The organism is Variovorax sp. E3 (assembly GCF_016082275.1).
In the GTDB taxonomy this organism is placed as follows: Bacteria; Pseudomonadota; Gammaproteobacteria; order Burkholderiales; family Burkholderiaceae_C; genus Variovorax.
Window position 1 is genome coordinate 22,829 of the sequence record NZ_MOWM01000068.1, and the last position, 13,590, is coordinate 36,418.

Consider the following 13,590-nt stretch of genomic DNA (forward strand, 5'->3'; position numbering starts at 1 on the left):
GCCATGAACACCAACGAAGCGCTGCTGCGCGTGCAAGACCTGCACGTCGAGTTCAAGACCCGGCGCGGACAGGCGCTGGTGCTCAACGGGGTCGACTTCGAGATCCGCGCCGGCGAAACGCTGTGCGTGGTCGGCGAGTCGGGCTGCGGCAAGAGCATGACGGCGCTGGCGCTGCTGCGGCTCATACCCTCGCCGCCGGGGCGCATTCGCAGCGGGCAGGTGCTGTTCCAGGGCGAAGACCTGGTGCAGGCCAGCGACGCCCGCATGCGCGAGGTGCGCGGCAACCGCATCTCGATGATCTTCCAGGAGCCGATGACCTCGCTGAACCCGGTGTTCACCGTGGGCGACCAGATCGGCGAGTCGCTGCGGCTGCACGCGGGCATGAACACGCACGCGGCGCGCGAACGCGCCATCGAGATGCTGCGGCAGGTGGGCATTCCGGCGCCCGAGCGGCGCGTGGACGAGCACCCGCACCAGCTGTCGGGCGGCATGCGCCAGCGCGTGATGATTGCGATGGCGCTGGCCTGCAGGCCCGACATCCTGATTGCCGACGAGCCCACCACCGCGCTCGACGTGACGGTGCAGGCGCAGATCTTCGACCTGCTGCGCGACCTGCAGCGCGAGAAGGGAACGGCCATCATGCTCATCACGCACGACATGGGCGCGGTCGCCGAAATGGCCGACCGCGTGATGGTGATGTACGCCGGCCGCGTCATCGAACAGGGCACGACCGAGCAGGTGCTGTCGGAGCCCGGCCACCCCTACACACGCGGACTGATCGACTGCCTGCCCGAGCTGGGCAGCAGCGCCGCCTATGGCGACGGCGCGCGCGAAGACCTGGCCGAGATCGCGGGCGTGGTGCCGTCGATCTGGGAGCTGGGCACGGGCTGCGCCTTTCGCGAGCGCTGCCCGCGCGCGCTGCCGCGCTGCGCCGCCGAAGTGCCGCCGATGTTCGCGGTGCATGGCGACGTGGCACCCGGCGTGCCGCACGGCGCGGCCTGCTGGCTGCACGCCGAGGCGCTCGACCAGCGCCAGAAGGAGGCCGCATGACATTCATCGGCAAGACCGACACGCTGCTGTCGGTCGACGACTTGAAGGTGCACTTTCCGCGCGGCAAGGCCGGCTGGGGCCGCACGCCCGAAGTGGTGAAGGCGGTGGACGGCGTGTCCTTCGACATCCGGCGCGGCACCACGCTGGCGGTGGTCGGCGAGTCGGGCTCGGGCAAGACCACGACCGCGCTGGCGGTGATGCGGCTGTCGCCCGTCACGTCGGGGCGCATGCGGCTCGGCGACACCGACCTGGCGGCGCTCAAGGGCGAGCAACTGCGGCAGGCGCGCACGCGCATGCAGATCATTTTCCAGGACCCGTTCTCGTCGCTGAACCCGCGCGAGCGCGCGGGCGCGGCGGTGCGCGCGCCGCTGGACCTGATGCGCGTCGGCACGCCCGACGAGCGCACGCGCCGCGTGGCCGAGCTGTTCGAGGCGGTGGGCCTGCGGCCCGAGCAGCAGCACCTGTTTCCGCACCAGTTCTCGGGCGGGCAGCGCCAGCGCATCAACATCGCGCGGGCGCTGGCCACCAACCCCGAGCTGGTGGTGTGCGACGAGCCGGTGTCGGCGCTGGACATCGCGATTCGCGCGCAGATACTGAACCTGCTGTCGCGGCTGCAGCGCGAGCTGGGGCTGACCTACCTGTTCATCTCGCACGACATGGCGGTGGTGGAGCACATCTGCGACGACATCGCGGTGATGTACCTCGGCCAGATCGTCGAGCGCGCGCCGCGCCGCGGCTTCTTCGCGCGGCCGCTGCACCCCTACAGCGTGGCGCTGATGTCGGCCGTGCCCACGGTGAGCGGCGGGCGCCGGCGCGCGGCGAGCCGCATCAAGCTCAGCGGCGACCCGCCCAGCCCCATCAACCCGCCCCAGGGCTGCCGCTTCGCCGGCCGCTGCCCGGTGGCGGAGCCGGCCTGCGCGGCCGAGCTGCCACCGCTGCGCGAAGTCGCGCCCGATCACTGGGTACGCTGCAGGCGCGTCGACATCGTCGACGGCCTGCCGCGCCCGCCTCTTTCGATTCCAGAGTCGCCATGAGCACGAACAACACACACACCGCCCCGCACACCACGGTCTACACCGCCCGCAAGATCATCACCATGAACCCCATGCAGCCGCACGCCACCCACGTAGCGGTGCGCGAAGGCCGCGTGCTCGCGGTGGGCGCGCTCGCGGACATGCAGGCCTGGGGCGCCTTCACGCTCGACGAGCGCTTTGCCGCCAAGGTGCTGATGCCCGGCCTGGTCGAAGGCCACTGCCACCTGAAGGAAGGCAGCATGTGGGACTGGACGTACCTCGGCTGGTTCGACCGCCGCGACCCCGACGGCAAAGTGTGGAGCGGCCTGCGCTCGATGGACGAAGTGGTCGCGCGCCTGTCGCAGGTGGCCGCGCGCATGACGGCCGACGGCGTGCCCGACACCGAGCCTTTGATTGCCTGGGGGTTCGACCCCATCTACTTCGGCGGCGAGCGCATGACGGTGCGCCACGTCGACCGCGCGAGCACCACGCGCCCCGTCGTCATCGGCCATGCCAACGGCCACCTGATGAACGTCAACAGCGCCATGCTGCGCATTGCCGAGATCACGCGCGACAACGAGGTCGAGGGCGTGGTCAAGTTCGCCGAAGGCCCCGACGAAGGCGAGCCCACCGGCGAACTGCAGGAGCCGGCCGCCATGTTCCTGGTGCTGCGCAAGGTCGGCAACGCCGGCCTGCTGGCGCCGATGACCGAGGCGGGCATTCGCTCGTTCGCCAAGCTGGCCTGCCTGCAGGGCGTGACCACCGCGACCGACCTCGTCAACAAGCTCGGCGCCGACGACTGCGGCGTGCTCGAGAAGGTGACGCAGGACGAGGGCTTCGGCGTGCGCATCCTGCCCGCGTTCCAGGCCTTTCACGGCACGCACGGCGCGGCGCAGGGCGCGGAACATGTAAAGAGCCTGCTGCCACGCAACACCGACCGCCTGCGCTACGGCCTGGTGAAGATGATGCTGGACGGCTCGATCCAGGGCTTCTCGGCGCGGCTGCGCTGGCCGGGGCATTTCAACGGCGCGCCCAACGGCATCTGGGTGACGGCGCCCGCGCAGTACGAAGCCGACTTCGAGACCTACCACCGCGCCGGCCTCACCATTCACACGCACACCAACGGCGACGAGGCCAGCGAGGTGGCCATCGACGCCATCGGCCGCGTGCTCACGCGCGCGCCGCGCCCTGACCACCGCCACACGCTGCAGCACGGCCAGATGATCGACGCGCCGCTGTTCCGCCGCATGGCGTCGCTGGGCCTGTGCGCCAACCTGTTCGCCAACCACATCTGGTACTGGGGCGACCAGCACTACGAGATGACCATGGGCCCCGACCGCGCCAACCGGCTCGACGCCTGCGGCAGCGCGCTGGCCGCGGGCGTGCCGCTGGCCATTCACTCCGACGCGCCGGTGACGCCGCTCGGCCCGCTGTTCACCGCGTGGTGCGCCGTGAACCGCGTCACGCCCAAGGGCCGCCTGCTGGGCGAGGCCGAGCGCATCACGGTGGCGCAGGCGCTGCGCGCCGTCACGCTCGGCGCGGCGTGGACGCTCAAGCTCGACGGCGAGATCGGCAGCATCGAATGCGGCAAGCGCGCCGACTTCTGCGTGCTCGAAGACGACCCGCTCGAGATGGACCCGATGGCGCTGAAGGACGCGCGCGTGTGGGGCACGGTGCTGTCGGGCCGCGTGTTCCAGGCGCAGCGGGGACAGGGCGCGTGACGCTGGAGAAAAAGCGCCTGCCGCTCACCGTCATCGGCGGCTTCCTGGGCGCGGGCAAGACCACGCTGCTCAACCGCTGGCTGCGCGAGGCGAACGGGCTGCGCATGGCGGTGCTGGTGAACGACTTCGGCGCGCTCAACATCGACGCGACCTGATCGCGGCCACGCACGGCGACACCACCGCGTTGACCAACGGCTGCGTGTGCTGCCAGATCGGCGACGACCTGGGCCGTGCGCTGGTGGACGTGATCGAGGCGCAGACGCCGTTCGACGCGGTGGTGATCGAGGCCAGCGGCGTGTCCGACCCGTGGCGCATCGCGCAGATCGGCATGGCCGCGCCGGAGCTGAGCCTGGAAGGCGTGATCGTGCTGGTCGATGCGAGCGCGGCGGCGCGGCAGGCCGGCGACCCGCTGCTGGCGGACACGCTGGCGCGGCAGGTGAAGTCGGCGGACCTCGTGGTGGTGAACAAGGCGGACATCGCGCCCGCCGAGGCGCTGGCGGCGGCGAAGGCCTGGGTCGACGCGACCGCGCCGGGCACGCCGTGCATCGAGACCGTGGAGGCAGCGGTGCCGCCGGCGTTGCTGGCGGGGGTGCCGCATGCGGCGATCGATGCGTCGCATGCCTGCGGACCTGATTGCCACGACCATCACCATGGTCACGGCGAGCCCGACCACGGCGCGCTGTTCCAGACCTGGAGCGCGCAGCCCGATGCGGTGATTCCGGCCGCCACGCTGCGCGCGCGGCTGCGCGACATGCCGCCCGGCGTGCTGCGCCTGAAGGGCCTGCTGCGCACCGGACGCGGCGACGCGGGCAACGAATGGTCGGAGGTGCAGTTCGCCGGCCGTCACGGCACGCTGCGCAAGGCTTTGCCGCCGGCAGGGGACGCGGGCGCCGCCGTCGTCGCCATCGGCCTGCGCGGCCAATTGCCTGAAGATGCGCTGAAGGCCTTCCTCGCGCCCTGAACCAAGTCATGTTGCAATCGCAGGCTTTCACGTTTCATTTCTTCAACGTGCAGGCTGCAGACGCATGACGACCACCTCCCCCTCTTCTTCTCTCGTGATCCGCCCTCCGGTGCCGGAAGACTACGCGGCATGGAAGCCGCTCTGGGACGGCTACAACGCCTTCTACGGACGCGAAGGCCCGACGGCCCTGGCCGACGAGATCACGCAGACCACGTGGCGGCGCTTCTTCGATGCCTACGAACCGGTGCATGCGCTGGTCGCGGAGCGCGACGGGCAACTGGTGGGGCTGACGCACTACCTGTTCCACCGCAGCACCAACCGCATCGAGCCGACCTGCTACCTGCAGGACCTTTTCACGCTGCAGTCGGAGCGCGGCAAGGGCGTCGGCCGCCAACTGATCCACGGCGTGTACGACCGCGTGAAGCAGGCCGGCGGGCACCGCGTGTACTGGCAGACGCATGTGACCAACACGGCGGGCCGCACGCTCTACGACAAGGTCGCGACGCACGACGGGTTCATCGTCTACGGCACGCTGGTCTGAATTCTTCGGTGCTTGCTTGATCAGTACTTGATGGTGACCCCGGCCTTCACGCCGTTGTTGGCCTTGCCGTCCGACGACACACCGCCCGTGAGCGACACGTTGCCGCCCGTGCTCGCGCCCAGCGAATAGGTGGGCCGGGGCGTCGAGGTGTCGGAGCCGACATACGCGCCGCTGCCGTCGGGCCGCTCGACGCCCACCGTCCCGCCCGTGGTGTAGGCGGACTTTTCTGTGGGGTTGACGTTGGGCGCCACGTACACGGTGCCCTTGTCGTCGCTGTCGACAGGCACCTTGACGGGCTCGGCGGTTGCGGTGGCGGCGGCTGCAAACAACGCGGCCACGCCGACGCACGCAAGAATCGATTTGCTCATGGGCCCATGCTCGCGGCTGCGCAGCGCGGGGCCTGTAGGACGAGGCCAAAGACGGCGGCCGGAAATGTAGGCGCGTGTTTCAGGAAGAACCAGACGGAGGTGGGGAGATTCATCGGCAGATCTGCAACCTTGAATATCAAAGTCTATGCTTTGATAATAGACACAAGGGCCGCATGCCATGACCACCCCGCCGATGAAATCTTCCGCTGTCGCCGGTCCTTCGCCCGAAGCGCTCGAACGCATGCTGGCTGCCGGCCGCGACGGCGCCTTGCTGCGCATGAGCCTTGCGCTCGCCTACCACCGCAAGGAAGACGCGCAGACCGCGCTCATGCACGTCGGCAAGGCGGTGGAACTGGACCCCGACTTCACCGCGGCCCATCGCCTGCAAGGCTTGATCGCACTGGGCCTGGGCGACAACACGATGGCCGAGGCGGCGTTCGCGAAAGCGCTCGAAGTGGCGCAGCGCCGTGGCGAGCTTCAGCTGGTGAAGGAACTGACCGTGCGCCTGCGTCGGCTCCGCCCCGCCGCGCCGCCCGCTACAGCTCGCCCAACGGAATGAAGGGCGCGACCAGCCGCAGCTTGAAGCGCTGCCACGCGGTGGTCTCGGGCGGCACGTCGTAGGCCGTTTCCTTGCCGTCGCCGTCTTGCTCGACCCACTCCACATTGCGCCCCGGCGCATCGAGCCGCAGGCGGTAGGAGCTGCCCGCGTCCGCGAAGCTCTCGAGTTGCAGCGCCATTTCGGGGCTGTCGATGATCAGGCCCAGCTCGGTGTTGAGCCGGGCCGAGCGCGGGTCGAGGTTCATCGATCCGAGAAACACCTGCTTGTGGTCGACGATGCCGTTCTTCATGTGCAGCGCGCCCGTGCGGTGGCCGAAGATGCCCAGCTTGCCGCGCTTCACGCTCAAGGTCGGGCTCAGTTCGTAGATGGTCACGCCCGCCTGCAGCAACTGGTGGATGTGCGGCCAGTAGCCCACGTACACCCAGGGTTCGTCGGTGGAGGCCAGCGAGTTGGTGAGCAGCTCCACGCTCACGCCAGCCTCCTGTGCCTGCGCGAGGCTGGCCACCGAGGCATCGGAAGGCACGAAGTACGGCGACACCATCTTGATGTTCTTGCGCGCGGTTCTGAACCACTGGATCACGCCTTCGGTCACCGTGCCCTTGATCGAGTTCTCGCGCTCGTTCAGGCCCTCGGTCTTGGTGAGCGGGTCGAACAGCACGCGCGCGTCGGCCCACAGCAGCGGGCTCAGTTGGCGCTCGGCCAGCTCGAAGGGCAGGTTCAGCATGGGCACCATGTCCAGCGGCACGCGGTCGGGCTCGCCTTCGAGCGCGTTCGCGATCTTGCCGTCCAGCGGAATGCGCGGCGCCTGGGGCGGCTTGGCGGCGGCCGTGCGCGTGTCGAAGTCTTGCCGCAGCTGCGCCGTCGTCAGCGCGCTGTGGGCGATGCGGCCCAGCGGGTAGACCACCTCGCTGTTCCAGTAGTGGTCGAACGCGTCGGACAGCTTGCGCACCACCGGCCCGGCCGCGAAGACGTCCATGTCGACGAAGTTGCTGCCCGCCGCATTCATCACGTACTCGTCCGCCATGTTGCGCCCGCCCGCGACGGCGGCCACGTTGTCGGCCAGGAACAGCTTGTTGTGCATGCGCCGGTTGATGCGATCGAAGTCCAGGCCCGAGCTGATGAAGCGCGTGAGGTCGCTGCCGCGCCCCGCGGGGAACGGGTTGAACAGGCGCACCTGCACGTTCGGGTAGCTGGCCAGCGCCAGCAGCAGGTCGTCTTCGCCCGTGGTGTAGAGGTCGTCGACCAGCAGCCGCACGCGCACGCCGCGCAACGCGGCGTCGCGCAGCTCGCGCATCAGTGCGCGGCCGGTGTTGTCGCCGGCCAGCAGGTAGTACTGCACGTCGAGGCTGCGCGTGGCGAGCCTGGCCAGTTCCACGCGGGTAGCGAAGGAGGTGGGGCCGTAGGGCAGCAGGCGAAAGCCCGAGCGGGCGTCCGGGGGCAGCACCTTTTGCGTGAGTGCGTTCAGCGGCGTGCCGGCGTAGTCGGTGACGGCGCTCACGGGTGTCTGCGGCACCGGGGCCGGCAGGCTGGCGCAGCCGCTCATCGTCAACACCGACAAGAGGCCCATGGCCAGCGCGGCGAACAGCGAACGCCATGCGGCCCCACATGCAGTCATCATTTCTTGTAGCTCCCGGCACGGTTGACGCCCGAGAGTATTCAGGCTGCAACAAGACCTTGCAAGCGCGGTGAATCCGGGCCGGCTGGGCAAACGCTGCAATACTTGCCGAGCGCCCTCCAGGGCGCCAGCCCCGGACACGACCGATGACGAGAACCCCGCACCACCTCGACGCCCCCACGCACGCGCTCATCGATGCCTGCGCGCAAGCCTCGCTCGCGCTGCTTGAAAGCAATCTGACAGCGCACGGCATCCTCGCCGCCAGCCGCACCGAAGCCGCCGTTGCGCGGCGCTACACGCGCATCTTCGGCCGCGACGCCGCCATCTGCGTGATGGCCATGTGCGGCAGCGGCGTGCCCGCGCTGGAGCAAGGCGCCGTGGCCAGCCTCGACGCGCTCGCTGCGCAGCAGGCGGCCAACGGACAGATTCCCAAGTACGTCGACCCCGAAGGCCAGGACGCCGACTTCTGGTATTTGGGCTGCATCGACGCCACCCTGTGGTGGCTGATTGCGGTGGACCATGTGCGCAGGCACGGCACCGTGGGCCCCACGCATTGGCAGGCCGAGGTCGAGCGCGCGATCCACTGGCTGCTGGCGCAGGAGCACCAGCACTTTCGGCTGCTGCAGCAGAACGAGGCCAGCGACTGGGCCGACATCATGCCGCGCTCGGGCTATGTGCTGTACACCAACGCGCTGTGGTTCGACGTGAAGCGCCGCTTCGCGCTCGCGCATGCCGAAGAGACGCAGCACCACTTCAACCACCTGTTCAACCCGTTCCAGCGCGACCTGCCCGAGTACCACCGCGCGCGGCTGCTGCGGCACTACGCGCGGCGCGGACGGCGCGACCCCGGCCTGTACCTGAGCTTTGTCAACCTCGCGGTGGTGGGCGACGAAGGCGACGTGTTCGGCAACGTGCTGGCCATACAGAGCGGGCTGGCCGACGCGGCAATGGCAAGCCGCATCGTGCAGACCATCGGCGCGGCGCATGCGTCGCAGCCCTACCCGGTGCGCGTGGTGCTGCACCCGCTGTCGCAGCAGCACGAGCTGTGGCGCGCGTACATGGGGCGGCATCAGCAGAACATCGTGCACCAGTACCACAACGGCGGCATCTGGCCCTTCGTCGGCGGGTTCTGGGTGATGGCGCTGGCGCGGCTGGGCCTGCAGGATCAGGCGTGGACCGAGCTCGGCCGGCTCGCGCAGGTGAACGCACTCGACGACTGGCGGTTCACGGAGTGGTTCCACGGACGAACGCTCGCGCCGATGGGGATGGCGGGGCAGAGCTGGAATGCGGCGACGTTCTTGTTGGCGCAGCGGGCGTTGGCGGGGAGTGAGATGGCTTGGTGAGGTCGACGCCTTGCATTCGCCAAGGCCTACGCACCCTCCCGAACCCAACGCTTGGCCAGCGCTGCGCTTCGATGACGCAGGCGCTGCGAAAAATGCCGGGTCTCCGCGATCCGGCTGAGCATCTCGACAATTTCCTGATCGAGTTCAATGCCGTCCTCCAGCCATCCGACGGCAAGCCCGGCCCAATAGTCCATGGGCGAGTTCAGGCCAGCGAACAGCACGTCGCGCACGCTCGCCGCCCCCTCATAGTCGGCGGACGGTTTTTCCAGAAAGACGAGCAGAGGTCGAGGGTCCATTTGCAGGGCGGCACCGCTTTTTAAGATCTCGATCGCTGACCGCGAAGCCACGGAGGTCGTACCCCCTCGTTCTTGAGCCTCATCCCGCCACACCACCACCCGATTGCGGCCCTGCCGCTTGGCCTGATAAAGCGCCTCGTCGGCCCGCATGTACAGCAACTCGGGCGACAGCCGAGCCGCCGCCGTGGCGCGGTGATCGCGTTGCGCTGCCGGCAGCGTGTCGCCGCTGTCCGGCGTCAGCATCGCCAGGCCGACGGACACGGTCAGTGCAAACACCTCGTCGTCGGGCAACCGCACCGGGTTGCCGGCCACCGCATGGCAAAGGTAGTTGGCCACGCCGAGCGCGCCCGCCAGGTCTGTGTTCGGCAGCAGCACCGCGAACTCTTCGCCGCCCAGCCGAGCGAACACGTCGGCCGACCGCAGGCGCGACTGCACGCGCCTTGCGAAGTCCTGCAGCACCACGTCGCCGCAGTGATGGCCGTGCAAATCGTTGACCCGCTTGAAGTGGTCCAGGTCCAGCAGCAGCAGGGCCAGCGGTTGCGCGCCGCGCTGGCTGCGCGCGACCTCGTGGTTGCGCAGGGGGTCGAAGCTGCGGCGGTTCAGGCACCCCGTCAATGCATCGTGGCTGGCCAGGAACTCCATGCTCCTTGCCGTGCGTTCGAGGCAGGCCAACACAAAGCCCACGCCGCTGCCCAGCAAGGCAAGAAAAGCCAGCAGCACGACGATGCTCTGGCCCAGGCTGGACTGGAAGAAGCCCAGGTACTCCGACGGCATCAGGCCCGCCTGCACCGCGCGCGCCGCATGGGCCATGCTCAGCATCAGCATGGTCAACCCGACGGCGCGCATGGTGCTCTCGGCGTGCCACGCATGCCGAAACACATGCAGCGCCGGCGCACCGGCCAGCAGCATCATCACCGCCGAAAAAACCATCGAGCGGGTGCTGATCGGCCAGGCCAGCAGCACCGGCGTGGCCAGCACGCCCGCGACCACCAACCATGTCAGCCAGCGCGGCACGGCGCGCTTGCCCACGAACACGTAGACCGCCTGGTTGAAGTACAGCATGCCGCACAGCACCAGCGGATTGCCGACCAGGGCGGCCAGCCATTCCGGCAGAAACAGCCGCGACAACAGGGCCGCCATGCCCCCGAGCAGGAACACGCAGCCCTTGGTCCACAGTGCCAGTGCGCGATCGGCCAGCAGGCGACGACGCACGAGCACCAGTTGCCATGCGAACAACAGATAACCCAGCCCCAGCGGAAGCATCAGCGAGGGAACATCGAGTTGCATGGGTGGCAGCGGCGGCAGGAGGCAAAAAAGAGCCGCATTCTAGGCAAGCGCTCCCTCGCCCGGCTTGCGACGCCACGCAGGCCCGCTTTAACATGGACACGAAACCCTGCATGACGATCCTGCCAATACACAAGGACAACCCCATGAAAAAGACAGGTGCGAGTGAAGGCCCGCCGGCATCGGAACTCATCTCCGAAAAAATCGCCTCGCTCGGCGACTGGCGCGGCGCAACGCTCGCCCGGATGCGCAAGCTCATCCATGACGCAGACCCGCAGGTCGTCGAAGAGTGGAAGTGGATGGGCACGCCGGTGTGGTCGCACGACGGCATCCTGTGCACGGGCGAGTCCTACAAGAGCGCGGTGAAGCTGACCTTCGCCAAGGGCGCGTCGCTGGCGGACCCGACCGGGCTCTTCAACGCGAGTCTGGACGGCAACATGCGCCGCGCCATCGACATCCATGAAGGCGAAGAAGTGGCCGCCGCCGCCTTCAAGGCGCTGATCCGGGCAGCGATCGCGCACAACGAAGAGAGCAAGGCGAGATCGGCGAAGTCGCCGAAGAAAGCGGCGAAGCCCTGAAGCCGCTGGGCTACCAGAAAGCGTCGTCTTCGCGCGCCTTCACCGCCTGCACGCGCTGCTCGGCGATCTTGCGGATCAGGGCCTCCGGCAAGGGCGCGGTGTACGCCACCTGAAGCATGCCCTTGGTGGTCTTGTGCTTCTCCAGTTCCTTGCGAAACGGCGCCAGCCCTTCCTCGGTCGGCGTGAAGTTGAGATGGGCCTTGTGCGCGGAGAAGGCGAACAGGAACCGGGGTTCCACGAAGAACGGTGTCCCCCACTTGATCGCCTCTTCAGCCTCCGGCGCAACCTGTTGCAAGAGCGCGTACAGCCGGCGCAAGTGCGGCTGACCCGCGGGCGGGGCGGCCTCGATGTATTCGGCGATCGTTGCAGGGCGCGGGCTTGCCATCTCGTTCACCTCCTCGGTACGTTCAAAGATCGGGCCAGACCTGGATCAGCCCCACCAGGTGCACCACGCCGAACCCCAGGCAGATCAGCGAGCTCCACACCCAGAAGGCGCTCAGCCGGCGCCGCTCGAAAATGAAAAGTCCCACCACCGCGAGCCCGCGCAGCAAATACACCGCCGTGATCGCGGGCAACGCCCACGCCAGCAGCGGCAGCGGCTGCAACACGCCGGCACCCGAGAGCGCATAGGCCGACCAGGCACCCAGCACGCAGGCAATGAGCAGCGTGACGATGGGCGGGTACAGGTGCCCCGCCGCCGCGCCCGAGGCCATGCGCTCCCCCGCGCCGAAGAAGCGGTACCACGCGGGGCCGCCGAAGATGATGCAGAGGTGCAGCAGCGCGGCGACGGCGCTCAAGCCCGCGCCGACGATCAGGGGAATGTTGTAGCTCACGCAGTCTCTCAAGGCAGGTGCTTGCGGTCGCGCACGGCCTCGCGTGCCGGGCCGAACGCGCCGAAGCGCACGGGCAGGCCGCTCACCGCCTCGGCATGTTCCACCCAGGCATGCGCGGTGGTGATGGGGTGCGGCTCGTAGATGGGCTCGGCGCCCTGCAGCAGCCGGGTCAATGCGTGCTGGTGGTCGAGGTCGCGCACGCCGCCGAGCGGCAGCGAAGCGAGGCGGCCCGTGTCCTCGGTGCGATAGCCGGCGCACCAGCGCAACCGCGCAGCGTCGACCGCGTCGAGGTGGCTCACCACCAGCCCGTCGAGCGTGCCGACGGCATCGAGCGCATAGCGCAGCAGCACCGCATCGGGATGGCCCCGGCGGAACACGCCCTGCCAGCCTTCGTCGGCGTTGTGCGGCTCGGCCAGCCGCGCGTCGAGCGCCGGATCATGCGTGGGCAGCGGGCCCACGCCGTGGCGCGTGAGGTAGCTGCGCAGCACACCCAGGTGCTGCACGGGCGCGTCGATGCCCGTGTCATGCAGCACGGCCTCCACCGCCGCCGTCGAGATCGTGCTCCACGTGGTGTGCGGATGAAAGCCGCGCCACTCGTCGAGCAGCACGCCTTGCGCGCCTTCGAAGACCACGGCACCGGGCCGGGCGAGGCGTTCGGCGATGCGGTCCGCGCTCGCGGGCGGCGATTGCTTCAGGCACGGCGCGATGGCGTCGAGCCAGCGTTGTGCGAGCGAGTCGTCGTGGAGCATGGCCAGTTCCTGCGCGGCATCGGCATCGGGATGCGCGGGCGCTGCGTTCGCGAACTCGCGCAGCAGCGCCTTGCGTGACGCCTCCAGCTTGTCGAGCGCAAATTGCGCATGCGGCAGGTCGCCGTAGTGCAGCGCCTCGTCGGGCGCGGCGAGCGCATGCCGCACCGTTTCGCCGACACCCACGCCGCAGCTGCCGTGCGCGCCCTCCCCGCGCGCCCATTCGCGCAGCCGGCCCGCGGCCTGGTGGAACGGGGTCGTCACGCGGCAGCGCGCGTCGATCAGCAGGCGCGAGAACGCGTCGTGCACGCCCGCCTGCTCAAGCGCCGCCGCCTCGACGCGCAGCGCCGTCGGGTGCACCACCACCGGGCTCGCGAGCACCGTGCCCACGCCCGCATGAAAACTGCCGGCGCCGAATTGCGAGAAGGTGTGGTGCCGCCCGTCCGCCAGCACCACGTTGTGCCCGGCCTGCGCGCCGCCGTTGAAGCGCACCACGGTGTGGGCCTGCAGGGCGCCGCACAGGTGATCGGTGAAGAGCCCCTTGCCGCAATCCCCGAAGCCGAGGCCCAGCAGCGAGACGTAGCGCGTGGCCGAGGCAGTCACCCGACGCTCAGCCGAAGAGCCGCTTCCACCACGAAGAACGCGGGCCCGCCGCGGCCGCCACGCCGGGCGGCGCGCGGCG

General features: G+C 69.2%; 14 protein-coding genes and 1 pseudogene. 9 read left to right on the top strand and 6 right to left on the bottom strand.

Going from position 1 to position 13,590, the window contains the following annotated elements; all coding sequences use genetic code 11:
• The first annotated feature begins 3 nt into the window (after positions 1 to 3).
• From BMG07_RS22445 to BMG07_RS22465, 6 genes and pseudogenes are all read left to right on the top strand, one after another.
• Positions 4 to 1,050 (top strand): ABC transporter ATP-binding protein, encoded by a 1,047-nt coding sequence (locus BMG07_RS22445; protein ID WP_198086409.1) that lies wholly within the window; start codon positions 4 to 6, stop codon positions 1,048 to 1,050.
• Positions 1,047 to 2,084, top strand: a complete 1,038-nt coding sequence (locus BMG07_RS22450) for an ABC transporter ATP-binding protein (protein WP_198086395.1) — start codon at positions 1,047 to 1,049, stop codon at positions 2,082 to 2,084. The genes BMG07_RS22445 and BMG07_RS22450 overlap by 4 nt, the downstream gene beginning before the upstream one ends.
• Complete coding sequence (locus tag BMG07_RS22455) at positions 2,081 to 3,784, top strand: amidohydrolase (protein ID WP_198086396.1); 1,704 nt, start codon at positions 2,081 to 2,083, stop codon at positions 3,782 to 3,784. Before BMG07_RS22450 ends, BMG07_RS22455 begins: the two co-directional genes overlap by 4 nt.
• Positions 3,781 to 4,265: pseudogene (locus tag BMG07_RS44250) on the top strand (GTP-binding protein); the annotation flags it as partial. The gene BMG07_RS22455 and the pseudogene BMG07_RS44250, both read left to right, overlap by 4 nt.
• Before the next feature lie 231 nt (positions 4,266 to 4,496).
• A complete protein-coding gene (locus BMG07_RS44255) occupies positions 4,497 to 4,745 on the top strand; it encodes a GTP-binding protein (protein WP_307867039.1) in 249 nt (82 codons plus the stop codon).
• 64 nt (positions 4,746 to 4,809) lie between these two features.
• Positions 4,810 to 5,286 carry a GNAT family N-acetyltransferase gene (locus BMG07_RS22465; RefSeq protein WP_198086397.1) on the top strand — a complete coding sequence of 159 codons (477 nt, stop codon included), beginning with the start codon at positions 4,810 to 4,812 and terminating at the stop codon, positions 5,284 to 5,286.
• Positions 5,287 to 5,306: 20 nt separating this feature from the next.
• Here the strand turns inward: BMG07_RS22465 and BMG07_RS22470 are convergent, their stop codons facing one another.
• Positions 5,307 to 5,654 carry a hypothetical protein gene (locus tag BMG07_RS22470; RefSeq protein ID WP_198086398.1) on the bottom strand — a complete coding sequence of 116 codons (348 nt, stop codon included), beginning with the start codon at positions 5,652 to 5,654 and terminating at the stop codon, positions 5,307 to 5,309.
• A gap of 178 nt (positions 5,655 to 5,832) precedes the next feature.
• Here BMG07_RS22470 and BMG07_RS22475 point away from each other — a divergent pair, with 178 nt between their 5' ends.
• Complete coding sequence (locus BMG07_RS22475) at positions 5,833 to 6,213, top strand: hypothetical protein (protein WP_198086399.1); 381 nt, start codon at positions 5,833 to 5,835, stop codon at positions 6,211 to 6,213.
• Here the strand turns inward: BMG07_RS22475 and BMG07_RS22480 are convergent.
• Positions 6,191 to 7,831, bottom strand: coding sequence for a phospholipase D family protein (locus BMG07_RS22480; protein WP_269759276.1), 1,641 nt, complete (start codon positions 7,829 to 7,831; stop codon positions 6,191 to 6,193). The two genes, BMG07_RS22475 and BMG07_RS22480, sit on opposite strands and share 23 nt — an antisense overlap.
• Positions 7,832 to 7,974: 143 nt before the next feature.
• Here BMG07_RS22480 and BMG07_RS22485 point away from each other — a divergent pair, with 143 nt between their 5' ends.
• A complete protein-coding gene (locus tag BMG07_RS22485) occupies positions 7,975 to 9,171 on the top strand; it encodes a glycoside hydrolase 100 family protein (protein WP_198086400.1) in 1,197 nt (398 codons plus the stop codon).
• Between the two features lie 26 nt (positions 9,172 to 9,197).
• On the opposite strand, the gene BMG07_RS22490 is transcribed toward BMG07_RS22485, so the two are convergent.
• Positions 9,198 to 10,754, bottom strand: coding sequence for a GGDEF domain-containing protein (locus tag BMG07_RS22490; RefSeq protein WP_198086401.1), 1,557 nt, complete (start codon positions 10,752 to 10,754; stop codon positions 9,198 to 9,200).
• A gap of 143 nt (positions 10,755 to 10,897) precedes the next feature.
• Here BMG07_RS22490 and BMG07_RS22495 point away from each other — a divergent pair, with 143 nt between their 5' ends.
• Positions 10,898 to 11,329 carry a DUF1801 domain-containing protein gene (locus BMG07_RS22495; protein WP_198086402.1) on the top strand — a complete coding sequence of 144 codons (432 nt, stop codon included), beginning with the start codon at positions 10,898 to 10,900 and terminating at the stop codon, positions 11,327 to 11,329.
• Positions 11,330 to 11,339: 10 nt separating this feature from the next.
• On the opposite strand, the gene BMG07_RS22500 is transcribed toward BMG07_RS22495, so the two are convergent.
• The 3 genes from BMG07_RS22500 to BMG07_RS22510 are packed head-to-tail and all read right to left on the bottom strand — an operon-like array spanning position 11,340 to position 13,511.
• Complete coding sequence (locus BMG07_RS22500; protein WP_198086403.1) at positions 11,340 to 11,714, bottom strand: iron chaperone; 375 nt, start codon at positions 11,712 to 11,714, stop codon at positions 11,340 to 11,342.
• A 22-nt stretch (positions 11,715 to 11,736) separates the two neighbouring features.
• The gene (locus BMG07_RS22505) at positions 11,737 to 12,162 is read right to left on the bottom strand and encodes a hypothetical protein (RefSeq protein WP_198086404.1); all 426 of its coding nucleotides are present in this window, start codon (positions 12,160 to 12,162) and stop codon (positions 11,737 to 11,739) included.
• Positions 12,163 to 12,170: 8 nt separating this feature from the next.
• The gene (locus BMG07_RS22510) at positions 12,171 to 13,511 is read right to left on the bottom strand and encodes an adenylosuccinate synthetase (RefSeq protein ID WP_198086405.1); all 1,341 of its coding nucleotides are present in this window, start codon (positions 13,509 to 13,511) and stop codon (positions 12,171 to 12,173) included.
• Positions 13,512 to 13,590: the final 79 nt, after the last annotated feature.